The sequence below is a fragment of the Sorangium sp. So ce381 genome (assembly GCF_051473845.1).
In the GTDB taxonomy this organism is placed as follows: Bacteria; Myxococcota_A; Polyangia; order Polyangiales; family Polyangiaceae; genus Sorangium; species Sorangium atrum.
Map to the genome: position 1 here is coordinate 2,108,927 of NZ_CP150336.1, position 25,721 is coordinate 2,134,647.

Sequence of the window (25,721 nt, forward strand, 5' to 3'; positions counted from 1 at the left end):
CGGTGAGCGTCGGCTCGCCAGACCAGGGTCACGCCGCCTGCGGCCGGTGCCGAGAGCAGCTATCGCCGGTGCGGATAGGACAAGCAAACGCCTTCCGCAAAGAAGATTCTCGGAGCCGTTCCTGACTCGTGCAGTCCGACGTACGAACTCATTGACAGAACGGGCCTTATGCGATCAGGCAGGTCTTCCACGCCTGAAACGCCCGGGATTGCCGCGACGTAGCACCAAGCGGAAGGCATCCTACCGTATAGCTGTACCCTACTGAGCCTCCGCAGTTGCGCCAGGGCGTCGCCAGGCATCATCGCGGAGAGAGGTGGATCGCCCGCGCACGCCCTCGCGCTTGCCTCCCCGGCACAGGACTGCTGCATGCCGACAGCACTTTGCCGGAGGCCTCCGGGGCGCTTCGGCACGCAAGCACCACGCGCGGGCGATCTCAGCAGAGCCTGCGGGCGTGGGCGAGCGGCAAGGCTCCGGCAGCGAGTTGACGCGAGCGGCGGGCTCGACGTTCAGTCCAAACTTGCTCACCCCTCCGATGCCACCGGCAGCCCGAGCAGCCGGCCGATCGCCCCGTGAACGACCCGGGCCGCCACCTCATCCCCGAGGGCAACGGCGCAGCTCAGGGTGCTGGCGAGCGAGGCGACAACGGCGGCGCGACGCGACTGGTCGGTCAGGGCGATCTCCCCGGACCTAGGGCTTGGCCCTTGGGCCCGGGTTGGGCCCATGCCTTCCGAGGGGCTGCGATCCGTCGTCACGCCCTCCCCAAATCCCCAGGGATGCGACGGTTCGCGACGGTTCGCCACCGCGGAACAGTCCCGCTAGAGAAGCCGGTCGATGGCGAGTGGTCGCTGGAAACAGCAGCGATTTTCGGACTGTGCCTCGAGGACGCGTTCTACCGCTTCTGCGAGTACGTCACGTCCGCCTGGGGCGACGACGCGCTGGCCCGCGAGCTGGGCGCGATGGGGCTCCTCTGAGTCAGCGCGCGCGCCGGTAGTGCATCGCCACCGCGCCGCAGCGGAGCGGCTTGGCCGAGACCAGCTCGAGCCGCCGCGTGGCGGGCAGCCCGCTCTGGTACAGGGTCGGGCCGTGGCCGGCGAGCCTGGGGTGGACGAGGAGCTTGTACTCGTCGATGAGATCCAGCCGATCCAGCTCGGTCGCGAGCTTGCCGCTGCCGAGGAGCACGCCGGCCGGGGTCGCGTCCTTGAGCTTCTGCACGCCCATGCGCAGATCGCCGGCGATGGGGTGGCTGTTGGTCCACGGGAAGTCCTTGCGCGTGGACGACACCACGTACTTCGGCTTGGTCTCCAGCTTGACCGCCCACTCGCGCAGCGCCGGAGGCGCCTCCTCGCCGCCGCGGGCGACCGCCGGCCAGTAGCTCTCCATCATCTCGTAGGTGACGCGGCCCCACAGCATCGCGCCGCTCTCGTCCAGGAGGCGGGTGAAGAGGGCGTGCGTCTCGTCGTCGACGATCCCCTCCTGGTGGTCGACGCAGCCGTCCAGGGTGACGTTGATGGAGAAGGTCAGCAGTCCCATGCGGCGAGTCTCCTTCGGAACGAGGCATCGGTCAATGTTCCGGTAGTGCAATGCGCACCGCGAGGCTCTCCGGCTTTGTCATCTCGCAAGACTCTCGAGTCCGTGTAGTCGAAAAGCACGTCGTGATGGCTCGGTCCTGGGTCGAAAGAGCGTGGTCCGGGCGCCGCCGCGCATCGCCCAGGCCCTGGCGAGCATCGCGGCCAAGTAGGTCGCCCTCATCGCCCAGGGTCAATCCACGTAAACGCCGTCGCATAGCGCACATCGACGGCCGAGACCGTCGCCCGCGCGGTCTCGTTCAGCGCGCCGTCGGGCTGCCTCCGGGTCGCGAGGAGCTGCCAGAGGCTAGCTGTGCTAGCCTGACGGCGATGGCCGACGTCAAGGATAAGTTGCTCGCCGTAGCGTACCGGGTACTCGAGAGCGAAGGCCCAGCAGCGCTCACGACGCGGCGGGTGTGCGAGGAGGCCGGCGTGACGATGCCGACCCTCTACCACCACTTCGGCAGCCGGGACGGGCTCGTGGCTGCGGTCCACGCCGTCGCGCTCGAGAAGTTCATGGCGAAGAAACGGGCGCTCACGCCGACAGACGACCCCGTCGCGGATCTCCGCACGGGCTGCGAGCACGTGCTCGAATTCGTGCAGGCCCACCCCTCCGTCACGGCCGCGTTGATGGCGCGCGGCATCGAGCAGCCGTCGATATTCGAGCCGAGCTACGCCCTGATGCGGCACCGCCTCGAGCGTTGCGCCAGGGCGGGCGCCCTGCGCGTGCCGATCGAGCGCGCTGCCGAGCACGTCTGGGCCGTCGTCCAGGGCCTCGCGCTGAGCATCGTCGCCAGCCCTTCCGGCGCACCACCGAGCCGCGCCACCTCGGCGGGGGCGCTCGACGCGGTGTTCCAAGCGATCGCCGACCAATTGTAGCACCGCTATAGACAAGTCGTGTAGCGATGCTATAGATGATCCTGGAGGGCGCGCCGGAGCGGGCCCGAACAGGAGAGATTCGTCATGGCAGAGACCGTGTTCGTCACCGGAGGCAGCGGCTTCGTGGGCCGCGCCATCGTCCGTGCGCTCATCGCGCGTGAGTACCGCGTCCGTGCCCTCGCGCGAAGCGCCGCCAGTGCTGCCAAGCTCGCCGCTCTCGGCGCCGAGCCCGTCCGCGGCGACCTCCACGACGCCGCCGCGCTCACCGAGGGTTGCACGGGCGCCGCGGTCGTGGTGCACGCGGCCGCGTCCCTCACCTCGGCCCTGCGCTGGGGCGAGCACGCCCGCACCAACGTCGAGGGCACCGGCGGCTTGCTCGCAGCGGCGCGCGCGGCCGGCGTCCGCCGCTTCATCTACCTCGGGGCTGCGTCGGTTGTCATCGAGGGCTCTCGGCCGAGCGAAGGGGAGGAGGACGCTCTCCCGCCCAGGGTCGACCGCTCCTTGCCGTACAGCGCGACGAAAGCGCTCGCCGAGGCGATGGTGCTCGAGGCAGACAGCCCCGCGATGCGCACCGTGAGCCTCCGCCCACCGATGATCTGGGGCCCGGACGCGCAGACCCTTGATATCATCGCGGAGGCCTTCCGCGCCGGGCGCTTCGCCTACGTCGGCGGGGGCAAACACCTCTACAGCGTCGCCCACGTCGACAATGTCGCCGAAGCGGTGAGCTGCGCAGTGCGCAGTGACGTCGGCGGGCGCGCGTATTTCGTGACCGACGACGAGGTCACGCCGATGCGCACCTTCTTGACGGAGCTCATGGCGACGCGCGGCGTGGACGCGAAGGCCTGGTCCGTACCCCTCCCCCTGGCGGTGCTGTTCGGGTGGCTCCTCACCAACCTCTTCGGGTGGTTCGCGCCGCGACGGCGCCCACCGCTCACACTCGAGGACGTGCGGCTCCTCGGGCAAACGCTTCACCTCTCGTCTGCTCGGGCGAAGAAGGAGATTGGCTACCGCGCCGTGCGGAGCCGCGCGGAAGGCCTCGCCGCGCTCCGGGTCCATGGCAGCGCCGTTCGGCGGAGCGGCGAGAGCCCCGCGCTCGCGCATTGAGGCGCGGTCGGTGCCTGTACTGGTTCTCCGTGAGGGTGACAGCGGCTGGCAGAGAATAAGAGAGAAGATGGAGAAGGCAAGAGGGCGCACGGTGGCGAGAGCGAGCTGCCATCGCGCCGAGGAGAATGCCACCGCGCTCGCTTCGGGCAACGTCGCGCCCTCGCCATCCTCGCGGTGCTCGGCAAGCGCCTGCGGGCGGCTGCGGGCGGCTGCGGGCGCTCGGTTGCCCTGCATTGCGCGCGGCGGCCCCGCGACAGCGCTCCGGCGCTCGCTCGCCGGCGCCGCGCTGGCAGGCGCGCTCGCCTGGGGCTCCCCCGCCCGCGCCGCGGAGACGCAGAGCCTCGCGGAGGCGGGGATAAGCCCCAACCTCGCCTGGGCCGCGTCGCAGCTCATTCCGAGCCCCACCTGGCACCTCTACGCCGACGACACGCGCTTCGGCCTGCGCTGGCAGCTCACCCCACTGCTCTACTCCTTCGGCAGAAATCGGAGGCTGTCTCCCTGGCGCAGCCTCCTCGCCGAGCCGCTCGCGCGGCATGCCGGAGCGCTCGAGATCCATGTCACGCCCGAATACCTCTTCTCCGGCGCCGGCATCGAAGATCACGTGCAGCTGACTGGCGGTGTGCGCGCCTACTTCCCCCTGCTCCACCGCGGAGAGTACCTCTCCTGCTCGCTCGGCGGCTCCGCCTTCACGCTCGGCGGCGAGGTCGCGGCGGCGTACGAGGCCGGCCTCTACACGCTCTTCGGTGTCATCGGCGTGCAGGTCGCCTACTCTCCGACGCGCGCGCTGCGCGGGACCACGTTGACGCTCAACCTCAGGTACTTCTGACCCCATGCTCCGCGCGGCAAGCTCCACCGCTCTCATGGCGCTCCTCGCCGCCTCGGCGCTGTCCTGCAACAGCATGCCGGGGCGCGTCCTGTCAGGCAACACGGGCGCGCTGTTCGGCGGCCCGGCGCCCGTCGCCAACAAGGTGCGAGAGCCCTACCGCAAAGACGCGCGCCTGGCCGTCCTCTGGGTCGGCCACGCGACGGCGCTCGTCCAGATCGACGACAAGCAGATCCTCACGGATCCGGTCTTCACCTCGACCGTGGGCCTCCTCTCCGCGCGGCTCGTCGAGCCGGGCCTGGACCCGGAGCACGTGCCGCCCCTCTCGGCGGTGCTGGTCTCGCACACGCACTTCGATCACCTGTCGCTCGGCTCGCTCGAGATGATCGAGGAGAAGACACCGGTGCTCTTTGTCCCCCGCGGCGCCCTCCCCTACGTGCCCGATTTCGCGTTCGACACGATCGAGCTCTCCACGTGGCAGCGCTGGGAGCACGACGGGCTGCGGATCACCGCCGTCCCGGTGAAGCACGGGGGAGGCCGCTACGGAGTCGACATCGCCCTCGGCTGGGGTGGATTCACGGGGTACGTCGTGGAATATCATGGGGTCACCGTCTACTTCGGCGGGGACACCGCTTACGATCGCAAGGTGTTCACGGAGACGCGGGCGCGGTTCCCCGCGATCGATCTCGCGCTGATGCCGATCGCGCCGATCGGGCCGCGCGATTTCATGCACTCGCGCCACGTGGACCCGGCAGAGGCGCTAGAGGCCTGCGAAGAGTTGGGCGCGAAATGGGTGGTGCCGATCCATTTCGACACGTTCATCAACTCCTCGGACGAGCCCGGCCAGGCGGTCTCCGAGCTCAAGCGCGTGATGGCGGCCCGGCGGATCGCGCCTGGGAAGGTCCACATCCTCGCGCCGGGAGAGCAACGGATCTTGCTCGGCCGCTAGGATCGAGCGCCGGAGGGAGGTCGCTCCTACGCGCTCGCGAACGGCAACACGACGCTGAACGTCGTCCCGACATCGAGCTCGATCCGGACGTCGATCATTCCGCCATACAGCGTGACGAGCCGCTCGACCATGCACAGGCCCAGGCCCGTGCCGGAGCCCTGCCTCCACCATCGTGCTCGCCCCGCACCACGCTCGGCAGTCACCCCGGCGGCTTGCACCTCGCGTCTCCACCCCGCCCTTCGCCGAACCCATCTCGCAGCCTCGTTCCCGCGCCGCGTTCTGAATTGACGCTGTACGCCGTAGCGCGTAGGCAAATCAAGCCGGATCGCAGCGCGAGGAAGCGTAGCGCAGCAAATCGAAAGGCGGGCCGCGAGCGTCGTGATGGGCTCGGTCCTGGGTCGAAAGAGGTGGTTCGGGCGGCGCCGCGCGCGCTAAGAGGCGCATCGGCGTGCCGTGGGCATACGTGTCCGTCCGGGCGTTGGTCTGGCCCGGGAGGCGCGTCGCGAGACGCTCTACGGCGTCACCGAGCGCCTTGCGGCGCACAACGGTCATCGCGCCGCTTTTTACCGCGCCGCACGCGCCTCGGCGCGCGGCGCGCTCTTCGTAGAACCGCTCCACGCTCTCGACGAAGATGCGGGTCAGCACGCCGAACGACGCCCCGTCCTGGGCGAGCCTGCGCCGCCACGGAAACGGAAACGTCAACACCCACGGACGGTGCGCCACCTCGGGCAGGACGTCCTCGATCAGGTTCGCCGCCGTGGCACACATGCGTCGGCCCAGACACGACGGGCAGAAGCCGCGTCCTTTACAGCTGAAGGCCACCAGCCGACTCTCTTCGCAGCGCTCGCACCGGAGCCGCGCGAACCCGCGGCAGAGCAGTCCGCAGTCGAGGTAGGCTTCGAGCTCCTTCTTCGCGTGCTTGGGTGTCCGGACGGCGATGGCGCCGTCGTCGATGGCCCCGTACAGCGTCTCCACGTTGTCGCGGGAGGCGCGGGCGGCGTGGCGCCGGGGGGGCGTCAGTCCTTGTCGTCCGGCTGCGCCACATTGTCCGGCACGCCCAGGGCGACCGGGCCCATCCCCTTGCTCTTGAACTGGTTGTGCCAGAGGCTCTTGCCGGTGAGCGAGAAACACTCCACCTCGCCCTGCTTGGCGACGAAGAGCCGGTCTCCCTCCAGGAGGAGCGTGGCGCGGCCCTGCGTGGCGGCCTTCACCTCCCAGAGCAGCTCGCCCGTCGGGTAATGCAGACAGGCGACGCGGCTGAAGCTCGCCGCGTAGATCGCCGCAGGCGTGATCAGGAGCGCTGTGGAAGAGAAACCGACCCCGGCCTGCTTGTACTCCCAGAGCACGCGCCCGGTGGCCGGGTCGACGCCGAAGATCTGATCCCGGAACGCCGCCACCAGCACCGGCGCCGCCGCGATTGTTCGGTATTCGCTCATACGTCCCCTCGCTTCCTGATTGCGTCCAGCGAGCTATCAGCGGGGGGGCGGCGCGGCAAGCTGCGAGCACGTGCGGGGTCGCGAGCCGCGCGCACGGCGAAGATGCGAGCTCGCATGGGCTCCTGGCGGAAAGGTGATGCGGGGAGCGAGCTCATCTCAAGCGGCTCCTCGCTGCGCTCCTCCGGCGCAATGGTAGTCTATCGGAACACCTCGGAGAGCGCGGGGGTGGCTCCGCTCGCGGAGGGCTCGGGGCCGCTCGCGGAAGATCGACAGGTCGCCCGCGTTCGCTCTACTCTCCTCCGCCTCCCGGGCTTCGATGAAAGACACTGCACCGACGCAAGATCAGGCCATGTGCTTCTATCGAGCCGCGCTCCCGGCGGCTGGCCGAGGAGCGCGCCGTGCTCGCGCTCCACGATGGCCAACGTGAACGGCGCCGCGCTGGCGCAGATCCGGACGGAGTTCGCCAACATCACGCCGTTCTGGATGGCGAACGCCGCGTTCGCGTCCGAGTACGCCGCCGAGCATCAGCCGGGCGATCCCGAGCTCGTCGCCCTCGGATACACAGGCGGCAAGCCGCTCATCTGGTTTGCCACCGTCCCCGCCGCGTGTGCCGCGCCGCCTGCGCCCGGGGCCGGCGGCCGCCGGAGCCGGGGCGAGCGTCGGGGCGGGGACGCAGCGGGCCGCGGCGAGCGAGGCGAGGACGGCAGCGCAGGTGCGTCGGGAGGGCATGATTCGGCGACACGCAGGGAGACGACCGCCTTGGGCTGCGCGAGGGCTGGCCGTGTGGATCGGCGGAGGAGATCGGCAGGATACAGCGATCGTGACGGAGCGGGGCGGGCGATGTCGGTCAGCAGCGCTCCTCGGCACGCGCGCACGCGCAGGCGGCGTGGCAATGACGGCCGAGCTCGAAGGCGGCGGCGAGCCGGGTCGCGTCGAACAGCGCGATCCGGGTGCGAGGTCCATCTCTCAAGCAGGTTATTGCGAGCCGAGCTTCAAAGCGGCCTCCGCTTGCGCGCGCGTGAGGAGGTCATCGACGCGAGGCTGCTCAGCCCGCGTGCCGAGATGGTGGTCGTTGATCTCGGCTCCGCTGACTCGGAGTACCTCGACGACGTCGCGCCATTGCCTGGACGAGACTTCACCACCCTCGTGGTACCAGAGCAGCGCGCCGCTCTCCGCCGCTTCAGGCGCCCTGGAAGCCGCCCGCGCGGTACGTCAGCACCAGCGTGTCGCGATGGCCGAGCTCGCCGGCGGGCTGGATGGGCGTCGTCTCGTGGATCACGCGCTCGTCGTCCAGCAACAGCAGGCTCCACGGCTCGGTGAGCGTGAATCGCTGGCCTGCGGGCCCGTCCGCCTGGAAGACCCGCGTCTCGCCACCCTTGATGCCCTCACGCCCGACGAGGAACACCGCCACGAGATCCACGCCGTCGCGGTGCGCGCCTTCCGGCGTGGGGCGGCCGATCCCCCCTTGCGTATCGATGCGGAACTGGTGCGCCTCGACGAACCAGGGCTGCTCGCCCTTGCGGCCGGAAGCGACCTGCCCGAGCGCACGCAGCAGGCGCGCCCAGGCGGGCGGATCCACCACCTGCGGCTGCATCGGCTCGAACCACCGCTGCATGCCGCCGTGCAGCGCGTTGTATTCGACGGGCTGCCAGTGCGCGCGACGCGGCGCCTGGCGCACCGCGCCGCCTTCGACCACGAAGCACGAGTGCCGCCGGCTGCGGTAGCGCCCGCCGTCCTTGAGGTAGCGGTCCGGCGGCAGGTCGTCCCAGGAGGGCCGCAGCGCATGCAGCTCGCCCAGGTCGCAGCCCGTGAGCTCGGCGACGCCCTGCGGGCTGAGCACCGCATAGCCCTGCTGGCGCAGCAGCACGGGCACCTGCGCGGGATAAGTGAAGGCGGGCGTGAGTTCCATCGCCTGCGAGTTTACCAGGCAGCCGGCCGCGCTGCCCGCGCTGCACCTGCGCAGCGCGGGCTTCGGCGGTCGCGCGGGCCGCTGATAGACCCGCCACCCTCCCTCAGCCACGCGGGCAACCGAGCGCGGAGTGACGATCCAGAGCGCGCCGTTCGGGCCGATGGAGACGTCGTACACGGGTGCGGGCTCCGGGAACGGGATGCGCCGGAGGCTCCGGCGCCTTGGTCTTGGTGGTCATCGCTGTACGATGGGCCTCGCGCAGCCACTTCGACAGGTGGGCTGGGTGACGCCGACCTGCTTGGCCAACTGCGTGGCGTGTACTCGCACACATCTGATCCCGATGTCCTGTTCCACGTTGACGGCAAGGACCTCATCCGCTACCACGTCGGCGCCGGGACGAAGGACGTCGTGACGACGTTTGACTTCTGCTCGGGCGGCGCCTGGAGCCGTACGGCCACGCGTCGCTGAGCATGGTGAACGGTCACGACACCTGGAGCGGGGCTGTCTACGATCCCAGTCCCGGCGGCAATGCCGCCATCGGGCTCATCGTGACATGGGATATTGCGGAGGGCACCTCGAAGGGGCCGGGCCGCACACCGTGCCCAGCCCTAGTGGCGCGCGCGCCGTGTTCGGGAGCGACTGGGGCAACGGTGGTACCGTCGACACCTAGGGATGGAAGCATGCACAATCCAGGCGATGTAATCGGCACCTACGGCAAGAGTCGTTCGCTTCTTTTTACCGGATGGTTTCTGGCAGCGCTGCTCGCCGGTGCGGGCGCCCTGGTGCTGTCCCTGGTACCAGGGCCGGGCAGCACGGTGCGGTTCGAGGGGGATGTGTCGGTGCTGTATCGCGCTGGCTACGGGGCGATCGCGCTGGGCGTCGTGATCGCGCTTGGCACGTGGTGGGTCGTGGGCTCGCAGCCCGTGTTCGTGCTGCACCAGAACGCGATTCAGGCTCGGGAGCGCAAAGGCACCCGGACCGACTTCTACGCCGACATCGAGGATCTCTACACGTTTTACTTCGGCGGTATCGGCTACCGAGCGACACCACAGGCGCCGTGGGTCTTCATTGGAGCACGCACCTCGCGCTATGCCGAGCTGAGCAAGACGTTGCGGATGCGCCATGTAGAGCAGCGCGGGGAGCGGCTCTACCACGAGCTTCAGGCCGGTCGCTCGGTCGGCTTCCGGGCTCTGCCCGACAGCGTGGCGTTGTCCAAAACCCTGTTCGCCTCCCGCAACATGAACCATCCGATGCAGAGGATCGAACTCACCCGCGGCCACCTCACGATCGAGGGGAAGACCATCGCGATCGAACGCATTGCCGACGTCGCATCCAACCTCTGGGCAGAGCGGTCGCAGATTCTGGATGTGGATGGCAGGGTGTTCCACACCATGCACTCGAATGCCGTGATGTCGTTCGATGTGCTGGTGACGCTGATCGCCCGCTTGCAGCAGGACGCCGCCTCTGCAGCCCGCGTCTGAGAGCGGGCATGGGCAACGCACGCGCCGGAGGGGCCGGCGCGAGCGTGATCGACCGAGGGAGTCGGGGCCCTGCGGGGCTGGGCCGCTCAAGCCTGCGCAGTACGCCTCTGATCAGCAGTCCGACCGGTGACTCCGATGTGGCCCAACGGGGCGCCCTCCGCCGCCGCGTCGTCAACCGGGCCGCGTTCATTCCACAGTCTGCGGCGGCAGGAACAGGGTGGGCCGCCGGTGCCGGCGCTCGATCAGCGCATGGCCTCGCTCCGCTCGATGCTCAGCTCAGGGTGGTTCGCCTGGATCCATGCGAGCGCCTGCTCGATCACCGCAGGTTCGTCCGCGTAGAGGATACAGGGGGACACGCTGAACTCGAGGTAGGCGGGCGTCGACCAGATCACCAGGTCGTCGCTCGTCCAGAACGACTGCGTCCGGTCGCTGAGCTCGGGTGCGCGCGGGACGCCGAGAGCCCGCGCCAGCGCCTCGCCCACGTCCTCGGAAAGGCTCGCGCGATGGCGGGCCGGCCACCCCGGGATCACGTCCGGGGCCTCGTGCCCCAGGGCGAACCGCTCCAGGAAGATACGCCACGAATCCGCGAAGACGAAGCGCTCCATCACGCCGTCGTCGGCGAGGATCGCGCCGTCGGCGGCCATGAAGTACAGACCCCTGGAGAAGGCGCCGATCGGCACCAACCCGCCGCGGGGCAGGACGCCGCCCTCGAGCTCGAGCGCGGGGCCCAGCCAGGTGTGCTCTCCCTGGTCGCGGGATACACAGAGGCCGCCCGCGTGCTGCTCGAACGCGAGCAGCGACTCGCTGGCCACGACGCCGTGAGGTGCGAGCAGCTCCTCGAGGCGGGCGCGCGAGGCGGCGCGCTGCGGATCCCTGAGTACCCCCCGCGCGCGCAGGGCGTTTACCGCGCGGTCGGTGAGCACGCCCCGAGACCCCTCGGCAGCGAGCATCCATCGCGTGTGCGCGAGCCGATCGCCCACCGGCGGGAGCTCGTGGCGCTCGAGCACACGCCCGGCGAAGTCGCGCTCCTGGACGAGGGAGGCGCCTGATGCGGTGCGCTCGATGCGCAGCGCTCCCCGCTCCTCGGGCCGGTCCAGGCCGACGGGCACGAGCCCGCGGCTCGCTGGCGCAGGGGCTTCGCCCGGATCGCGAAGAGCCACAGTGACCTCGTCGCACGCGATCGCCGCGACCGCCGGCGAGCCCGCGAGCGCTTCGACTGCCCGGGCGAGCCGCTCGACCGACCTGGCGAAGACGAGCGTCCGGTCCGGAGCGGCGCCCGAGGGGTGCCCGTCGAGGATGACAAGATCCTCGGCGTCCCAGACCGTGTGGTAGGCATCGCTCGCCACCACCACAGGCCGGGCGCCGAGCGCCTCCGCGAGCCGGGCGCCAGTGCGCGGGCGGGCTTCGAGGCGCAGGTGGTGGAGGCCGCGCTGCGCGATGTCGAGGAAGCGCGCGAGCTTCTCGACCAGGATCACGGGGGACGTTGCGTAGGGCACCAGTGCGTATCCCGTCGAAGAGCCCTCCACGGAGACCGTTCCGTCGTCGCTCAGCAGGACGTCGACCATTCCCAGCGAGCGTTCCGCGCGGTCATGTGAGACGTGCAGGTACGGATCGAGCCCCGCGAATGCTGCGAAAGGCGCGCTGATCCCGATGGGCCAACAGCCGGCGCGGGACAGCGCCCTCGTCATGTTGCGTTCCAGCAGCGCCGCTGGGCCGAGGAGGATCTCCCACCAATCTCGCGATGGGGGATCGAAGGAACCGCCGCTCGCAAGCTCCAGCGGGTCCCGCGCGCGGTCCGAGCCGGCGAAGCCGCCGATCGCAGCCTCGGCGGCGAACAGCGCCTCGTGGGTGGGAAGCCCGTTCAGACGCAGCAACTTTTCCAGTCGATCGCGTCCGACCCGACGCGCCTCGCTGCGGACGATGCCACGGCGGGCGAGGGTCTCGATGGCGAAAAGAGAAATCTCCATGGTGGGCCCTCAGCGCGGCATCTGCACCCGCATGTTCGCTGCATTGCGTGGGTTCATGAGGCTCCTCGCGCTCCTCGTCGGCGCGCCCTGGTTCATCGCTTGTTGCCATCCGGGGCTCGGATTGTCGATGCCCGGCGTGGTGCGGCCCACCGCCGCGCCCACTTGGGCCGCGGTCAGGCCCATCTGAGCATGCAGGAGAAAATAGGCTGCTATGCGCAGCAGGATCGGCTGGGCCGCGATGACGGCCACGAACCGCACCGCCGCCTCCAGCAGGACTTGCTGCGATCGTGTCGCCCCCTCCAGCACGTCCGCATGCTCGCGCTGCCAGCGTATCCACGCCTGCTGCGGCGCCTCGCTCGCCTGGGTCGTCGCCGTGTCCGTCGCCATCGTCCCCTCCTCACAACAAGCATCCCACAGCGACGAGAGCCCGCAGCAGCCGGGCTCAGGCGTCGATCATGCGTTGAGGCGGAAGTCGTCGGTGAACGCTCCGAAGGGCTCGGGGGCGTTTGGTGTTAGCGAGTGGTCGCTGGAAATAGCAGCGATTTTCATAGTTTCCGCCTGCTTCGCCGCCGAGGGCGGCTCCGGTGTGGCCCAACGGGGCGCTCTGCGCCGCCGCGTCGCCCGCGGTGAAGGGCTCGCGGCATCACCGGTCCCACCGTACAGCAACCCATAGATGGGCCTTTGGCGGCACCTTGTGAGCCGACTTCTTGCTGCCATCCGGAGCCTGGAACCCCCTCCGGTGGCATCCGTATGCCCATCACCCGGGGCGCCACCCAGCGGGCGCACGCAGGGCGGACCAAGGGCGCGTAGCGGCGACCGGCAGGTAGCGCACCCTTGACGCGCCCGAGTACGCCCGCACCATCGCGTCCGTGGTGGGCGTGCAGCCGCGCAATGATGGCCATCATCCAAGCGGTCTTCATGGCCATCAATGAGCTGGCTCGGCAACACCGCGCTCACCAGTGCGGCCACACCTCCACCGGGACCCCGACGGACGATCCTACATCGTGGTAGCCGAGCTGCCCGCTGTCGTTGTCGCCCCAGGCCCAGCGGGTCCCGTCGGCGCGCAGCGCCAGCGCGTACATGTCGCCCGCGGCGATGGCGGTGATCTGGTCGAGGAGCACGGGCACCGGGGTGGGATGCGGCTGCGACCACGAATAGCCCGGGTTGCCGAGCTGCCCGCTGCCGTTGCTCCCCCAGGCCCGGGCGGTGCCGTCCGAGCGCAGCGCCAGCGAGTGCCCCATCCCGCCGGGGTCGCGCGCCAGCCGACGGTGCCGTCCCCGAGCTGGCCGGAGGAGCTATCGCCCCAGGTCCAGACCGTGCCGTCCGACCGCAGCGCCATCGAGTGATATCGCCCCGCCGCCACGTCGATCACCTGGTCGAGGCCGGGCACCACGACGAGATCGGGGATGGTCGTGGTGGTCCCGAGCTGGCCGCCGTAGTTGGTGCCCCAGGCCCGGACGGTGCCGTCCGCGAGCAGGGCCAGCGAGTGCCCGTAACCCGCGGCGACGTCGGTCACGCCGCTCAGCTCCTGGACGAAGAACGGATCTCCATAGACCCCGGCGTTCTGGCAGACGCTGACCTGGTAATCGCCGTTGTCGCCCCAGCCCCAGATCGTGCCGTCGGAGCGCACCGCGAGCGAGTGCGCGCTCCCCGCCGCCAGCGTCACCGGCGCGCAGGCGGGGTTCACCAGCCCGTCGCAGTTCTCGTCCTGGGGGCTCGCGCACCACTCCACCTCGTCGGGCACCCTCTGGTCGGTGCACCAGCCATAGCCCGTGCCCTGCGCGTTGCAGGTGCGCACGCCCGCGTGGCAGACGCGTGCTCGGCGTTCGTCCAGACCTCGACGACGAGGTCACGCGGTGCACCGAAGACACGGCTGACGGCCTCGCTGCCAGGGGGGATCACGTCACTACCGCTTCTTCGCATGGACATTTCCCTTCTCTGGGCGAGCGGGAGCGGAACGAACCGCATCGCGGATGTCATCCGCGACGACCTTCCGCAGCTACCTCGAGATAAATGTGAACGTTCACAAATCGACGGTCAATTCGAAACGACCGCCGGCGACCGCCCTCGCGCTCTGAGGGCAGACAGGTCTCCTCCCGGAGCGCCGCGTCGAGAAGGATGGGCATCGGGCCGCGGTTACGCAGGCGCTGCAGCGCCGCCACACCGGCGCGCGGCGGCGCGACCTCGAGCTGGCGATGCGGTCGCCGCGCGCCAGCCGCCGATGCGCCGATCGGCTTCGAGCTCGTCGATGGGGCCGGCGATGATCGAGGTAAGGCGCCCGCCCCTCTAGCCGCAATGCCGGTCAGTCAAGGCGGCCGCTGGCGGCCAGCGCCCGCGCAAGTGCCCGAAATTACAGGGCGCCACCGGTCCGCGAAGCGCTCAACTGACCGGCATTGCCTCTAGCCGCGGCGCTCCGGAGGAGCCCGCCAGCCTCCTGATCCCTCGGGATCGAGGCACTTACAGACCCGTCGTTTGGCATTGACGGTAGCCATGTGATCGTTCACATTCCCGCCGAAGGGTATCCCTGTTGCTGCGACTTGCTCGGGTCGCCATGCGTACCGAGGCCTTCGTCGTCTGATCGATTTTTTGTACCAGCTCTGTTCGCTCGGTGGTCGCGGAAGCGATCGCTGAACGATGGGGATTGGCATCGGGCCGAGGGGGCTCCACCAGAGAACACGGCATACCGCGCTTGTTCGGCGGCTGTCGTGACATCTCGAGTGCTGTTCACCGGAGACGATTCTTAGATCCGGCTGTGCTGGCGACGTGGCCGGATCACGACGCCTCGCGGCGTCTGTCTCGTTCTGCGCGATGACGGGGCACCTGATCCATCGGTTTCCTCTGCCCCCGTTCCTGGTGACGCTCGCGGGCACGTTCTTCGCCCGCGGCGCGGTGTTCCTCGTCAGCACGCGGCCCATCGGCATCGATCACATGGTTGATTCACCAACCCCGAAGAGCGGCCTGAGCAGCGCTTGATCGCGATGGTGCGACGGCTGCTGAGTGGACAAAGAGGAGACCTCGTCGCTGTGTGGCGCGGCGTAGTCTCGTCTTGAGCTTCCTGGATACAACGCATCCGAGATCTGAAAGGATCTGTCATGAGCAAGAGAATCCTGCAGTACCGGCGCTCGCTCTCGGGCGCCACCGCGTTGACTGTTTCGCTCCTGTTCGGAGCCCTCGCTCCAGGGGTGGCGTCCGCCGCGGACCCCGTCGAGAAGCTGCAGGAGTTCGAGCTGGACGAGGTGAGCGTCACCGACGCGTACTACCAGAACATCTCTTCGAAAGAGATCGCGTACATCATGAGCCTCGACCCCAACCGACTTCTGGCAGGCTTCAAGGCGGTGTCGCAAGGGAAGGACCCTGGGAATTCGCCCGGCCTCACTCTCTACGGCGGGTGGGAGGGTGGCTGGAGCCTCCTGCGCGGGCACACGATAGGCCACTACATGTCCGCCATGGCGCAAGCGTACAAGCAGCTCAACGGCTCCGACGCGGAGCAGAGCGCCGCCATCGCGCAGAAGATCGACTACACGATCGGTCAATTGAAATCATTTCAAGACGCGAGTCCCAAAGGATACCTGTTCGCGTCGCCGGAGACGCACTTCGACGTCGTCGAGGGGAAGGCCAGCGGCTCCAGCTGGGCGCCATGGTACACGATGCACAAGATCATCGCGGGCCTCATCGACGTCTACAAGTTCGAAGGAAATGCGACGGCCCTCGAAATCGCGAGCAAGCTGGGGGACTGGACGTACAATCGCAGCTCAACCTGGAACGCGGACCTGCGAAGGAAGGTCCTGGGCGTCGAGTACGGCGGCATGAACGACTGCCTGTACGATCTGTACAAGCTGACGAACAACGCCAATCACCTGGCGGCAGCCCACATCTTCGACGAGGACTCGCTCTTCACTCCGATTTCTCAAGGCAACAACATCCTGCCAGGCAAGCACGCCAATACGCAGATCCCCAAGTTCATCGGCGCCCTGAACCGCTATCGGACGCTGGGCGAAGCGGAGAGCTTCTACTACTCCGCGGCAGAAAAGTTCTGGACCATCGTGCTGAGGGATCACACCTACGTCACCGGTGGGAATAGCCAGCTCGAGCACTTTCACGAGCCCGGGAAGCTGGACGCGCAACGGGACAATGTGAACAACGAGACGTGCAACGCGTACAACATGCTGAAGCTCTCGAGAGGGCTCTTCAAAGCCACGGGGGACGTCAAGTACGCCGACTACTACGAGCAGACCCACCTCAACGAAATCATGTCTGCCGTCAATCCGACGAACGGAATGACGACCTACTTCAAGCCGATGGGAACAGGGTACTTCAAGGTGTTCGGCAAACCGGAGGACACTTTCTGGTGCTGCAACGGAACCGGCATGGAAAACTACACCAAGCTCAATGACAGCTTGTACTTCCATGACGACACGGATCTGTACGTCAACATGTTCCTCAGCTCGACGTTGTCCTGGTCCGCGCGGGGGCTGTCGTTGAAGCAGACCTCGAATTTCCCGCTCTCCGACAAGGCGGTTTTCGAGATTACCGCCGCCCCGGCCGATGCGGTCACGATCAACTTCAGAAAGCCCTCCTGGGTTGCTCGGTGCCAGCCCGTGACGATCACGGTCAACGGTCAGGCATGCGACGCGACGGAGGCGAACGGCTACCTCACGGTAGGTCGCACCTGGAAGCCCGGAGACAAGGTGGAGCTCACGCTGCCAATGGAGGTGAAGGTGTCGAGGCTCCCCGACAACCCCAACGCGGTGGCGTTCGTCTACGGACCGGTCGTCTTGAGCGCCGGCCTCGGGACGGAGAAGATGCTGTCGGAGCCCCAGTGGGCATCCGAGAAGGCTACCATTCCCGCTGGTGTCGTCATCAAAGACACCATCGGCATCAACAACGGCGTCACGATCAACGAGTGGATCGCCGACATCGAGAACAACTTGGTTCAAACCCCGGGCAAGGCGGAATTCACGCTGCGGAACACAGATTCCAATAACACGTTGACGTTCACTCCGCACTATCAGCGGTACGCAGACAGGTACGGCATCTACTTCCGTCTCACGGGGACGGCGGGCGAAAACATCCCGGACGCCGGCGAATGCTCGCCCGCTCCTGGAGCTGGCACGCTGTGCGATAGCGTCTCGTCTTCGGATAGCGTCGGATCGGCTGGCAGCGGTTCGACCGCCAGCAGCTCGACCGGCAGCGGCTCGACCGGCAGCGGCTCGACCGCCAGCAGCTCGACCGGCAGCGGTGCGACCGGCGGCGCGTCCGAGGGCAGCTCCGGTGGATCGGGGGGCGCGGATGGTGGCACCACGGACCAGGGCAGTTCGGGTTGTTCCTGCAGTGTCGGTCGTGATTCGTCGGAACGCTGGCACTTCGCCGCGCTGCTCGGCCTTGGCCTGGTCGCGTGGCGCCGGGGGAAACGTCGTTAGGCGCCGCAGCGCCGCCGGCCCGGAGCAGCTCGCTGGATGGCGCGTCGCCTGGGGGAATTGCCCGTTGGTCGAGCCGTTTGCGGGCGGAGCTGGCCTTGGTCAGGTCGCCGCTGCGGCGCCGGCGAGGCGGGGGAGCCCGGCGCACCAGTCGAGCACCTCGGCGAACCGGCGCGTGATGAGGACGCCGAAGAGCGGATCGCGCGCGAGCTTGGCGTGGGTGGTCGCCGGGCTCGAGAGGCCGCAGAGGAAACGCGCCGCCTGGCGAGGATGGCCCAGGGCGCCCGCGTGCGCAGCGCGCAGCGCCGTGAACGCGGCGACGTCGAGCCCCACCGGCATCGGCGGCGCGTGCGCCGGCTCCGGCAGCGTCACGGCGACGCCGGCGCGGCAGAAGGTGCAGCGCCCGCACGCGGCGTCGAGGCGTTCGCCGAAGTACGCGGCGAGCGCGGCGGCGTGACAGCGCTCCGAGGTGAGCAGCTCGATCACCTGCCGCACGCGCCCGATCTCGGCGTCCTCGCGCCTCGCGAAGCGCGCGAGCAGCTCGCCGACGAGGGCGCCCGCGTCGTCCGTCGAGGCGACGCGCACGAAGCGGTGCCGGATGTCCGACGCCTTGAGCTCCGCGAGCCCCTGCCGCTCGAGGTACTCGAGCGCGCGCACCACCCGCTCGCGCGGCTGCTCCAGCGCGGCGGCGGCGGCGGCCGGGTCGATCGCGTACAGGACTCGCCCCTTCCTCGCATGGCCGAAGAGCGCCTCGAGGAACCGCGCCGGCTCGCCCTTCACCGACGCGATGACCTCCTCGAGCCTGCGGTGGAGCCGCACCTCGTAGCCGGCGTAGTATGGCGTGAGCTGCCGGACCGCGCCCATCAGCTCGAGGTAGGTCAGCGCGGTGCGGAGCACGAGCGGCCGGACGTCGTGGCGCGCCCCCAGCGCGTGCAGGCCGAGCTCCACCTGGGGCGCGGCGAGCACGGCGCCGACCACCCCGTGGAGCGCGTCCTCGGTCGGCGTGTCGCCGTAGGCGAAGTTCTCGAGGACCGGCAGATCGTCGCCGCACACGAAGACCTCGACCACCGAGCGCGCCTGATCCCTGCCGGCGCGGCCGATCTCCTGACTATAACTCTCGAGGCTCTTCGGGAGATTGTAATGGTCGACATAACGCACGTCGGGCTTGTCGATCCCCATCCCGAACGCAATGGTGGCGACCACGATGCCGCGGTCGCTCTGCATCCAGTCGTCCTGCACGCGCGCGCGCTCCGCCGCCTCCATCCCGGCGTGGTATGCGCGCGCCGGCAGCCCCGCAGAAGCGAGCTTCTCGGCCACGTGCTCGGCGGTCTTCTGGAGCGTGACATAGACGATGGTGGAGCCGGGCGGCCGGGATCGCAGGCGCTCAATCAGGACCCGGTCGCGCGCGGTCGCGCTCACCGCCGTCGCGCGGAGCTCGAGGTTCGGTCGGTAGAAGCCGGTGATGACCGTGTGCTCCTCGCGGATGCCGAAGGTGGCGCAGACGTCGCGCACGACCCCGGGCGTCGCGGTGGCCGTCAATGCGAGCACGCGCGGCACGCCGAGCGCCCGGGCGGTGTCCGCGAGCCTCAGGTAGTCGGGGCGGAAGTTGTGTCCCCACTCGGATATGCAGTGGGCCTCGTCCACCGCGAAGATGGCGATCTTGAGCCCTTTCAGCAGAGCCATGAACCGCTCGCTCACGAACCGCTCGGGGGCGACGTAGAGCAGCTTCGTCTTGCCCGAGCGCAGATCCCTGTGCGCCTCCGCCGCGCCCTCGGCTGACAGCGACGAATCGAGCCGGACCGCGGCGATGCCGCGCGCGCTGAGGAAATCGATCTGATCCTTCATCAGCGCGATCAGCGGAGAGATGACGATCGTGACCCCGTCGAGCAGGAGCGCGGGGAGCTGGTAGCAGAGCGATTTGCCGCCGCCTGTCGGGAAGACCGCGAGCGCGCTGTGGCCCGAGAGCAAGGCATCCATGACCGCGCGCTGGCCTGGGCGGAGCTCGCGGAAGTTGAACCGCGCCTCGAGGACGTCGAGCAGATCGGGGCCGGATGGTGCGGGCTGGTTCAAGGGGGCATCCTACTCCTCGCTCGCGCCGAAGAACACACCGCCGTTGCGCGCTGCGCGCGACGATCGAGTGGTCCGCCGCCGGAGCGCTCGGCATGACGGCGCCTGCCGCCAAGGTGCTGCTCCATCGCGAAGCCCTCGGTGGTGCACGTCGCGAGCTTGTGTCCGCAAGCGCGCAGGAGCCCGCGCGGCCGCCTCTCCTCACGTCGGCCCGGCGGGGCTCGCCCCGACTCCCCCTCGCCTCCTCGGGTCAGGTGCGCGTGATGGAGAGGCCGCCGTCGACCAGCGCGGCCGTCCCGGTGACGAAGGAGGCGTCGTCCGAGGCGAAGTAGAGCACGGAGCGGGCCACCTCCTCCGGGGTCGCGACGCGCTTGAGGGCGTGGAGGCTCGTGATGAACGCCTGCGATTCCTTCGTGCTGTTCGCCTCGTGGTACATCGCGGTGTCGACGGCGCCCGGGAGGATCGCGTTGACCCGCACGCCTTGCGGCCCGAACTCGGCGGCGAGGGCCTGCGTCAAGCCGATCAGGCCGGACTTGCTCGCGGCGTACGCGGCGGTGCCCGGGAACGCGACGGTGTAGCCGACGAAGGTCGAGGTGAAGATGACCGACCCTCCGCCGTGCTTCAGCATCGCGGGGATCTGGTGCTTGGCGCCGAGGAACGCGCCGGTGAGGTTCACGGCGAGGGTGTCGCGAAAGCCGGCCTCGGAGACCCCGGTGCTGGGGCCACCCTCGCCCAGGACGCCCGCGTTGTTGAAGGCGATATCGAGCTTGCCGAACTTCTCTGTCGCCCGCGCCACGAGGGCCTTGGCGTAGTCTTCCGAGCGCACGTCGCCGGCCAGCGCGGCGGCGCGCCCGCCGCTCTTCTCGATCTCGTTCACCAGGCGTGCGAGCTCGCTCTCGCGCCGCGCCCCGAGGACGACCTTCGCCCCCTCGGCGGCGAAGAGCTTGGCGGTGGCCTCGCCGATACCAGCGCTTGCGCCCGTGATGATAGCCACCTTGTCTTGCAAACGTCCCATGATCCTTCTCTCCTGTCCGGCGCGCGGCGTCCCAGGGGCCGAGTGACAGACGGTCAGCGTTGCTGCTCGAAAGAGGGGAGAGGGCGCCGCCACCAGCCAGCGCGTCAGCCCCTCTGACAGGCGAGAGGGTAGAGCGCGGCGCGCGTTCGCAGTAGGCTCCCGTCGGTGGAACTGGATTTCGGAAACGCCGAACGATGAAGCTCGAGGGCATCGCGACGTTCGTGGCCGTCGCCGAGGCGCGATCGCTCAGCGAGGCGGCGCGGCGCCTGCGCCTGTCGAAGTCCGTCGTCAGCGAGCGCCTGGCCGAGCTCGAGAAGAGCGTGGGCGCGAGCCTCATCCACCGCACCACGCGCAAGCTGTCGCTCACGGAAGATGGGGCGGCGTTCCTGGAGCGGGCGGTCCGGATCGTCCGCGAGGTCGAGGACGCGACCGCCGATCTCGCCGCGCGGCGCGGCACGCTGGCGGGCCCCCTCCGGCTGTCGGCGCCGGTGACCTTCGGGCGCATGCACCTCGGCCCGGCGCTCTACCCCTTCCTTTTGCAGCACCCGAGGATCGAGCTGACGCTCGATCTGGATGACCGCCGCGTGGACGCTGCCGCCGCCGGCCACGACGCGGTGGTGCGGCACGGGCCGATCGTCGACTCGCGCCTCGTGGTCTGGCGCCTTGCGCCGAGCCAGCGCGTCCTCGTCGCTTCGCCGGATTACCTGGCGCGCCACGGCGCGCCGGCGTCCATCGCCGAGCTGGAGAAGCATCGGGGCATCTTCTACACGAACCGCGGCATCGCCGACTGGCGCTTCCCGGGGCCGGACGGCGCCGTGCTCGTGCGGGCGCGCGTCGGCCTCCGCGTCAACAACGGCGACATGATGCGGGACGCCGCCGTCGCCGGCCTCGGCGTCGCTCTTCTGCCGATGTTCATCGTGGGCGCGGCGCTCAGGGCAGGTGAGCTGCGCGTCATCGACGTCGACGCCCAGCCCGAGCCCGAGTTCCTCTTCATCGCGCACACGGAGGGGCGGCGCCCCTCGGCCAAGCTCCGCGCGCTCGCCGACCATCTCGTCACCGCCTTCGGGAAGCCGCCGTACTGGGATGAAGACGGGGGAGGGAAGAAGGGCTCCTCCGCGAAGCCGAAATGAACCCGGAAGGCTGACGGCTCTTCCGCCCTCCCGTCTGCGGCTCGCAACCCACGAAGCGCTCGACGCCGCGCACCTGCGGGGCCTGCTGCGCGACCCGCTCGTGGATGTTCGTCGACGTGTGGCGCGGCGCCGCGCGCTCCGCGCCGAGCAGCTCGAAGCGCTTGCGAATGATGACGACGACGTAAAGCTCGAGCTCGCGAATCGACCCGATTGTCCCGAAGCGTGGCTACGCCAATGGTGCCGTGCCCCGAGCGAATGGCTCGCGTCGCGCCGTGTTCATGCATCCAGGCGTGACGCCGGACATCCTCGCCACCGCGAGCGCCCTGCCCGACAACCATTGCGAGATCGCAGAGCACCCGCTCACACCGGAGCAGATACTCGCCCGGCTGGCCGACGCCGCCGCTCCATGACGACCGGCCGCCGGAAAATAAGCGGCCCGTCCGATGGGCGTACGTCTTGCTGCCCACGAGCGCGAGGGGCGCGAACGACTCTTTCGCTACGGCGCTCGGCCACCCTTCGCGCTCGAGCGCTTCTCGGAACTTTGCTCGCCGCCGCCGAAGGCTACGGCTGCATCCCGCCGGAGATCGACAGGCTGATCCGGCAGGCGTAGGCGAGGCGCGGCGCGTCGAGGAGAAAGAGTCAGCGGGCGGCTCGGGCGTACGCCCCCGGCGTCACCCCGGCGATGCGCTTGAAATGCCGGTGGAGCTGGCTCTGGTCGTAGAGCCCCACGCGCGCAGCGACCTCCGCCTGAGGGACTCCCCGGGCGAGCAGCGCCCCTGCGAGGCCGACGCGCCGGTAGGTCACGTACGCGTGCGGGGGAAGCCCGACCTCCTCGCGGAAGGCACGACAGAGGCGGAACTTGTCGAGTCGCGCGTGGGCGGCGAGCTCGTCGAGCGCGATCGATTCGGTGAACCGCGCATCGAGGAGCTCGCGCGCGCGCGTCACCGCGCGAGCCCACGCGCTGCGCGGACGGGGCGGATCTCGGCGCATGGTGGTGAGCTCGCACAGGGCGGCGAGCGCCTCGGACGACACACCCGCGAGCTCGAGAGGCGTCGCGTCGCCGCGAAGCAGCGAGCGATGCAACGCCGCCAACGGTGCAGCGCGCGGGTCGTGCGCGCAGAGCGCGTTCTCCGTCGGGGGCGACGCGGGAGAGTCCAGCGTCGCGCGCGCCTCGTCGACCATGCGCGCGTCGAAGATCACGACTTGAAACCGCCGCTGGCCTTGGCGGGCGTGCTCTGCGAAGACCTCTCCGGGGACCTTCACGTCGATCGTGCCCGGGCCGCTCGACCAGCGCGCGCCTCGAAGCGACCACTCGGAGCGGCCACTGAAGTGGAGCGCGGTGGCGTAGCGGTCCGTCACGCAGGTGAACAGGGGCCCGTCGCTCCGGAACTGACCGACGGTGAGGCCGGGGAGCGCAGCCGGGCGTGAGAATGTGATTTGGCTCCGCCCGCGCTGCGCCGCCGAGAGATCCACGACGAGGACGATACCGCGCGGCCCTTCTCGGCGCTAGGGCGTTCTCGGGCTGCTCCCTGCTCCCCAAGCACGCGCGTCGAACCAAGATCGCCCAATCTCCTCTGGGCGCTCGGTCGTAGAGGGAGGGCATGAACGTCCAGCGAACAGCGCTCGTCACGGGCGCGAACAAGGGGATCGGCCTCGAGACCGCCCGCCAGCTCGGCCGCGCGAGCATGACGGTGCTCGTCGGAGCGCGCGACGAGGAGCGCGGCGCGCGAGCCGCTGCGGCGCTGCGCCGAGAAGGCATCGACGCGCGCTTCATCGCGCTCGACGTGACGGACGCCGCGAGCGTCGCCGAAGCGGCTCGCACGATCGAGCGCGACCTCGGGCGGCTGGATGTCCTCGTGAACAACGCGGGCATCCTCCTCGGCCGCTCCACGCCGAGCGCGACGCGGCTCGACGAGGTGCGCCACGTGTTCGAGGTCAACGTCTTCGCTGCCATCGCCGTGACGAATGCGATGCTCCCGCTGCTCCGACGAGCGTCGCCCGCGGCGCGCATCGTCATGGTGTCGAGCGGGCTCGGCGGGCTCGCGAACCACGGCGACCCAGCGTGGGAGTACGCGTCGTTCAACGCCATCGCGTACCCCGCCTCCAAGGCGGCGCTCAACATGGTGACGGTGCAGTATGCGAAGGAGCTCGCCCCGACGGGCATCAAGGTCAACGCCGCGGACCCCGGTTACACAGCGACCGACCTGAATGGCCACCGCGGCACGCAGACCGTCGAGGAAGGCGCCCGCGCGTCCGTGAGGCTCGCGCTCCTCGACGACGCCGGCCCGACCGGCGGGTTCTTCGACGCGCGCGGCCCCGTGCCCTGGTGAAGAGAAGTGAGTGACGAAAGGAGCAGGACAACATGACGACGATGGTGACGTTTTCGTTGGGGAACGCGGGGCAGATGAAGGGCGCCCTCTCCGAGCCGCCTGGCTCGGGCAAGGTCGGGGGGCTCGTCGTGGTCCACGAGTGGCACGGCCTCAACGAGGTGATGCGAGCGCACTGCCAGCAGTTCGCGCAGGCGGGCTTCCTCGCGCTCGCCCCCGACCTCTATCACGGCAAGCTCGCCGAGAACGACGAGGAGGCGGCGAAGCTGATCGGCGCCTTCGACTTCCAAAGGGCCGTAGGTGAGCTCGGCCACGCGGTCGGCTACCTGCGCTCGCATCCCCGGTGCAACGGGAGGGTCGCGGTCGCGGGCTTCTGCTTGGGTGGCGCGCTCACCCTCGCTGCGGCACGTTACGTGCGGCCAGCCCTGGAGGCGGCGGTCCCGTTCTACGGTCTTCCGCGGATCGCACCGGAGCAGTTCGCCGAGGTGAAGACGCCCATCTGCGGGCACTACGCCAAGGTGGACGACTGGGCGAACCCTTCCGTAGCCGAAGAGATCCAGAAGGCGGCGCGCTCCGGTGGAGGCGCGATGGATCTCTACGTCTACGACGCCGGCCACGCGTTCATGCGCTCGACCGATTCGTCCAAGTTCGAGCCGAAGAGCGCCGCGCTCGCGTGGCAGCGCACGGTCGAGTTCCTCCACAAGCACATTGGCTGACGCGCCAGGCGGTGCCGGGCGATGGCTTCAGGACGATCGCGCCGTCGTACCAAGCGTGACGAGAAGCTCATCGAGCTGCTCGAACGTCTCGCCCATCCCGCTGTACGCGCCCGAGGCCAGGGCGGCGTCGCGCGCTTGCTTCGATCGATAGAGCTCGTGCAGCACCTGCAGCGTCTTGCCGCCTTTTTCCTCGAGGGTCACGGTCGTGACGGCGCCATCGTCGCCCGCTTCGTCGTTCGTCCATACGATGCGCGAATGCGGTGTCACTTCGAGGTACGTGCCGAAGAACGCCATCGGCTGCGCGGCATCGTGACCAAAGACCAGGCGGTAGCTGCCGCCGGCGCGAATATCCGCTTCGTAGGAGAGTAGAGGCACGGGCATCGACTTCGGTATCCACCACCGCCTGAACAGCTCCGGCGTGGTCCACGCCTGGAACACGATGCGCGCCGGGGCATCGAAGGTCCGTGTGACGACGATCTCGCGATCGGACTTCGGCTCCACCGTCGTGCGATTGCTCGTCAATTGGGGCTCACTCTCTTTACTTGCGTCCATCGACGTTCTCCTTTCGTTTCAGCTCCTCGATGACCTTGTCCAGCTCGTCGAAGCGTGCGGCCCAGATCTGGCGGTACCTCTCGATCCACGCCGTCTCTTCGTCGAGCTGGCGCGGGCCGAGCTTGCAGGTACGCACGCGGCCGACCTTCTCGGTGGTGACGAGCCCGGCCCGCTCGAGGACGCCGACGTGCTTCTTCATGCCCGTGAGGGTCATGTGAAACTTCTCGGCGAGGTCCGTGATCGAAGCGTCGGCTCGTCCGAGCTGCTCCAGAACGCCGCGCCGGGTCGCGTCGGAAAGCGCGGCGAAGGAAGCATCGAGGCGGGCGCTCGAACACTGAACCATGTGGTTCAGTGTCTAACGCGCGAGTCGGCGTTGTGCAAGAG

The 25,721-nt window shown here is 69.2% G+C and carries 26 protein-coding genes and 1 pseudogene; 13 read left to right on the forward strand and 14 right to left on the reverse strand.

All coding sequences use genetic code 11. The features are described from left to right. Positions 1-773 precede the first annotated feature (773 nt). A complete protein-coding gene (locus WMF29_RS07960) occupies positions 774-971 on the forward strand; it encodes a hypothetical protein (protein ID WP_437328269.1) in 198 nt (65 codons plus the stop codon). A gap of 1 nt (position 972) precedes the next feature. Here the strand turns inward: WMF29_RS07960 and WMF29_RS07965 are convergent, their stop codons facing one another. Beyond that, positions 973-1,530 (reverse strand): dihydrofolate reductase family protein, encoded by a 558-nt coding sequence (locus WMF29_RS07965; RefSeq protein ID WP_437328270.1) that lies wholly within the window; start codon positions 1,528-1,530, stop codon positions 973-975. Positions 1,531-1,895: 365 nt separating this feature from the next. Here WMF29_RS07965 and WMF29_RS07970 point away from each other — a divergent pair, with 365 nt between their 5' ends. The 4 genes from WMF29_RS07970 (at position 1,896) to WMF29_RS07985 (ending at position 5,320) form a co-directional block, all read left to right on the forward strand. Continuing rightward, complete coding sequence (locus WMF29_RS07970; protein ID WP_272102961.1) at positions 1,896-2,444, forward strand: TetR/AcrR family transcriptional regulator; 549 nt, start codon at positions 1,896-1,898, stop codon at positions 2,442-2,444. 84 nt (positions 2,445-2,528) lie between these two features. After that, entirely contained in the window at positions 2,529-3,548 is a 1,020-nt protein-coding gene (locus WMF29_RS07975) for an NAD-dependent epimerase/dehydratase family protein (protein ID WP_437328271.1), read from the forward strand. A gap of 67 nt (positions 3,549-3,615) precedes the next feature. Continuing rightward, on the forward strand, positions 3,616-4,374 hold the full coding sequence (locus WMF29_RS07980; RefSeq protein WP_272102963.1) for a hypothetical protein: 759 nt from the start codon (positions 3,616-3,618) through the stop codon (positions 4,372-4,374). Between the two features lie 4 nt (positions 4,375-4,378). After that, complete coding sequence (locus tag WMF29_RS07985; RefSeq protein ID WP_437328272.1) at positions 4,379-5,320, forward strand: MBL fold metallo-hydrolase; 942 nt, start codon at positions 4,379-4,381, stop codon at positions 5,318-5,320. Positions 5,321-5,346: 26 nt separating this feature from the next. Here WMF29_RS07985 and WMF29_RS07990 read toward each other — a convergent pair whose 3' ends face one another. The 4 genes from WMF29_RS07990 to WMF29_RS08005 all read right to left on the reverse strand — a co-directional run bounded on the left by WMF29_RS07990 (position 5,347) and on the right by WMF29_RS08005 (position 8,665). After that, complete coding sequence (locus tag WMF29_RS07990) at positions 5,347-5,523, reverse strand: ATP-binding protein (protein ID WP_437328273.1); 177 nt, start codon at positions 5,521-5,523, stop codon at positions 5,347-5,349. A 112-nt stretch (positions 5,524-5,635) separates the two neighbouring features. Further along, entirely contained in the window at positions 5,636-6,295 is a 660-nt protein-coding gene (locus tag WMF29_RS07995) for a transposase zinc-binding domain-containing protein (RefSeq protein WP_437328274.1), read from the reverse strand. 41 nt (positions 6,296-6,336) lie between these two features. Further along, complete coding sequence (locus WMF29_RS08000) at positions 6,337-6,756, reverse strand: outer membrane protein assembly factor BamB family protein (RefSeq protein ID WP_437306528.1); 420 nt, start codon at positions 6,754-6,756, stop codon at positions 6,337-6,339. A 1,180-nt stretch (positions 6,757-7,936) separates the two neighbouring features. Next, positions 7,937-8,665 (reverse strand): 2OG-Fe dioxygenase family protein, encoded by a 729-nt coding sequence (locus WMF29_RS08005; RefSeq protein ID WP_012234178.1) that lies wholly within the window; start codon positions 8,663-8,665, stop codon positions 7,937-7,939. Positions 8,666-8,980: 315 nt separating this feature from the next. Between WMF29_RS08005 and WMF29_RS08010 the strand changes: the two genes are divergently transcribed. Together WMF29_RS08010 and WMF29_RS08015 are read left to right on the forward strand one after the other, a co-directional pair. Then, complete coding sequence (locus WMF29_RS08010; protein ID WP_437280536.1) at positions 8,981-9,133, forward strand: hypothetical protein; 153 nt, start codon at positions 8,981-8,983, stop codon at positions 9,131-9,133. A gap of 212 nt (positions 9,134-9,345) precedes the next feature. Continuing rightward, positions 9,346-10,146: a hypothetical protein gene (locus tag WMF29_RS08015; RefSeq protein ID WP_437328275.1), complete on the forward strand. Its 801-nt coding sequence runs from the start codon at positions 9,346-9,348 to the stop codon at positions 10,144-10,146. Between the two features lie 242 nt (positions 10,147-10,388). Here WMF29_RS08015 and WMF29_RS08020 read toward each other — a convergent pair whose 3' ends face one another. The 4 genes and pseudogenes from WMF29_RS08020 to WMF29_RS08035 all read right to left on the reverse strand — a co-directional run. After that, the gene (locus WMF29_RS08020; protein ID WP_437328276.1) at positions 10,389-12,113 is read right to left on the reverse strand and encodes a hypothetical protein; all 1,725 of its coding nucleotides are present in this window, start codon (positions 12,111-12,113) and stop codon (positions 10,389-10,391) included. Positions 12,114-12,122: 9 nt separating this feature from the next. Continuing rightward, entirely contained in the window at positions 12,123-12,500 is a 378-nt protein-coding gene (locus WMF29_RS08025) for a hypothetical protein (RefSeq protein WP_437328277.1), read from the reverse strand. A gap of 566 nt (positions 12,501-13,066) precedes the next feature. Continuing rightward, positions 13,067-13,354 carry a hypothetical protein gene (locus WMF29_RS08030; RefSeq protein ID WP_437328278.1) on the reverse strand — a complete coding sequence of 96 codons (288 nt, stop codon included), beginning with the start codon at positions 13,352-13,354 and terminating at the stop codon, positions 13,067-13,069. 83 nt (positions 13,355-13,437) lie between these two features. Next, positions 13,438-13,779: pseudogene (locus WMF29_RS08035) on the reverse strand (RCC1 domain-containing protein); the annotation flags it as partial. Between WMF29_RS08035 and WMF29_RS08040 the strand changes: the two are divergent. The 3 genes from WMF29_RS08040 to WMF29_RS08050 all read left to right on the forward strand — a co-directional run bounded on the left by WMF29_RS08040 (position 13,706) and on the right by WMF29_RS08050 (position 17,533). Continuing rightward, positions 13,706-13,882 (forward strand): hypothetical protein, encoded by a 177-nt coding sequence (locus WMF29_RS08040; RefSeq protein WP_437331265.1) that lies wholly within the window; start codon positions 13,706-13,708, stop codon positions 13,880-13,882. The pseudogene WMF29_RS08035 and the gene WMF29_RS08040 sit on opposite strands and share 74 nt — an antisense overlap. A gap of 994 nt (positions 13,883-14,876) precedes the next feature. Then, complete coding sequence (locus tag WMF29_RS08045; RefSeq protein WP_437328279.1) at positions 14,877-15,086, forward strand: hypothetical protein; 210 nt, start codon at positions 14,877-14,879, stop codon at positions 15,084-15,086. Between the two features lie 119 nt (positions 15,087-15,205). Continuing rightward, a complete protein-coding gene (locus tag WMF29_RS08050) occupies positions 15,206-17,533 on the forward strand; it encodes a beta-L-arabinofuranosidase domain-containing protein (RefSeq protein ID WP_437328280.1) in 2,328 nt (775 codons plus the stop codon). Positions 17,534-17,632: 99 nt separating this feature from the next. Here the strand turns inward: WMF29_RS08050 and WMF29_RS08055 are convergent, their stop codons facing one another. After that, a complete protein-coding gene (locus WMF29_RS08055) occupies positions 17,633-19,600 on the reverse strand; it encodes a RecQ family ATP-dependent DNA helicase (RefSeq protein ID WP_437328281.1) in 1,968 nt (655 codons plus the stop codon). A 247-nt stretch (positions 19,601-19,847) separates the two neighbouring features. Then, positions 19,848-20,612 (reverse strand): SDR family oxidoreductase, encoded by a 765-nt coding sequence (locus WMF29_RS08060; protein ID WP_437328282.1) that lies wholly within the window; start codon positions 20,610-20,612, stop codon positions 19,848-19,850. Positions 20,613-20,806: 194 nt separating this feature from the next. Between WMF29_RS08060 and WMF29_RS08065 the strand changes: the two genes are divergently transcribed. Then, positions 20,807-21,742 carry a LysR family transcriptional regulator gene (locus tag WMF29_RS08065; protein ID WP_437328283.1) on the forward strand — a complete coding sequence of 312 codons (936 nt, stop codon included), beginning with the start codon at positions 20,807-20,809 and terminating at the stop codon, positions 21,740-21,742. A gap of 639 nt (positions 21,743-22,381) precedes the next feature. Here WMF29_RS08065 and WMF29_RS08070 read toward each other — a convergent pair. Next, positions 22,382-23,215, reverse strand: coding sequence for a helix-turn-helix domain-containing protein (locus tag WMF29_RS08070; RefSeq protein WP_437328284.1), 834 nt, complete (start codon positions 23,213-23,215; stop codon positions 22,382-22,384). A gap of 128 nt (positions 23,216-23,343) precedes the next feature. On the opposite strand from WMF29_RS08070, the gene WMF29_RS08075 reads away from it, so the two are divergent. Both WMF29_RS08075 and WMF29_RS08080 read left to right on the forward strand, forming a co-directional pair. Continuing rightward, positions 23,344-24,072 (forward strand): SDR family oxidoreductase, encoded by a 729-nt coding sequence (locus tag WMF29_RS08075; protein WP_437328285.1) that lies wholly within the window; start codon positions 23,344-23,346, stop codon positions 24,070-24,072. Positions 24,073-24,104: 32 nt separating this feature from the next. Further along, on the forward strand, positions 24,105-24,785 hold the full coding sequence (locus WMF29_RS08080; RefSeq protein ID WP_437328286.1) for a dienelactone hydrolase family protein: 681 nt from the start codon (positions 24,105-24,107) through the stop codon (positions 24,783-24,785). A 27-nt stretch (positions 24,786-24,812) separates the two neighbouring features. Here WMF29_RS08080 and WMF29_RS08085 read toward each other — a convergent pair whose 3' ends face one another. Beyond that, complete coding sequence (locus tag WMF29_RS08085; protein ID WP_272102524.1) at positions 24,813-25,337, reverse strand: SRPBCC family protein; 525 nt, start codon at positions 25,335-25,337, stop codon at positions 24,813-24,815. Further along, positions 25,324-25,680, reverse strand: a complete 357-nt coding sequence (locus tag WMF29_RS08090; RefSeq protein WP_437328287.1) for an ArsR/SmtB family transcription factor — start codon at positions 25,678-25,680, stop codon at positions 25,324-25,326. Before WMF29_RS08090 ends, WMF29_RS08085 begins: the two co-directional genes overlap by 14 nt. Positions 25,681-25,721 lie beyond the last annotated feature (41 nt).

Bases quoted from the DNA above. Each gene is read 5' to 3' on its own strand.
- WMF29_RS07960 (WP_437328269.1), top strand. From the start codon at position 774: ATGCGACGGTTCGCGACGGTTCGCCACCGCGGAACAGTCCCGCTAGAG.
- WMF29_RS07965 (WP_437328270.1), bottom strand. From the start codon at position 1,530: ATGGGACTGCTGACCTTCTCCATCAACGTCACCCTGGACGGCTGCGTC.
- WMF29_RS07970 (WP_272102961.1), top strand. From the start codon at position 1,896: ATGGCCGACGTCAAGGATAAGTTGCTCGCCGTAGCGTACCGGGTACTC.
- WMF29_RS07975 (WP_437328271.1), top strand. From the start codon at position 2,529: ATGGCAGAGACCGTGTTCGTCACCGGAGGCAGCGGCTTCGTGGGCCGC.
- WMF29_RS07980 (WP_272102963.1), top strand. From the start codon at position 3,616: ATGGAGAAGGCAAGAGGGCGCACGGTGGCGAGAGCGAGCTGCCATCGC.
- WMF29_RS07985 (WP_437328272.1), top strand. From the start codon at position 4,379: ATGCTCCGCGCGGCAAGCTCCACCGCTCTCATGGCGCTCCTCGCCGCC.
- WMF29_RS08000 (WP_437306528.1), bottom strand. From the start codon at position 6,756: ATGAGCGAATACCGAACAATCGCGGCGGCGCCGGTGCTGGTGGCGGCG.
- WMF29_RS08005 (WP_012234178.1), bottom strand. From the start codon at position 8,665: ATGGAACTCACGCCCGCCTTCACTTATCCCGCGCAGGTGCCCGTGCTG.
- WMF29_RS08015 (WP_437328275.1), top strand. From the start codon at position 9,346: ATGCACAATCCAGGCGATGTAATCGGCACCTACGGCAAGAGTCGTTCG.
- WMF29_RS08020 (WP_437328276.1), bottom strand. From the start codon at position 12,113: ATGGAGATTTCTCTTTTCGCCATCGAGACCCTCGCCCGCCGTGGCATC.
- WMF29_RS08025 (WP_437328277.1), bottom strand. From the start codon at position 12,500: ATGGCGACGGACACGGCGACGACCCAGGCGAGCGAGGCGCCGCAGCAG.
- WMF29_RS08030 (WP_437328278.1), bottom strand. From the start codon at position 13,354: ATGGGGCACTCGCTGGCGCTGCGCTCGGACGGCACCGCCCGGGCCTGG.
- WMF29_RS08050 (WP_437328280.1), top strand. From the start codon at position 15,206: ATGAGCAAGAGAATCCTGCAGTACCGGCGCTCGCTCTCGGGCGCCACC.
- WMF29_RS08060 (WP_437328282.1), bottom strand. From the start codon at position 20,612: ATGGGACGTTTGCAAGACAAGGTGGCTATCATCACGGGCGCAAGCGCT.
- WMF29_RS08065 (WP_437328283.1), top strand. From the start codon at position 20,807: ATGAAGCTCGAGGGCATCGCGACGTTCGTGGCCGTCGCCGAGGCGCGA.
- WMF29_RS08075 (WP_437328285.1), top strand. From the start codon at position 23,344: ATGAACGTCCAGCGAACAGCGCTCGTCACGGGCGCGAACAAGGGGATC.
- WMF29_RS08080 (WP_437328286.1), top strand. From the start codon at position 24,105: ATGACGACGATGGTGACGTTTTCGTTGGGGAACGCGGGGCAGATGAAG.
- WMF29_RS08085 (WP_272102524.1), bottom strand. From the start codon at position 25,337: ATGGACGCAAGTAAAGAGAGTGAGCCCCAATTGACGAGCAATCGCACG.
- WMF29_RS08090 (WP_437328287.1), bottom strand. From the start codon at position 25,680: ATGGTTCAGTGTTCGAGCGCCCGCCTCGATGCTTCCTTCGCCGCGCTT.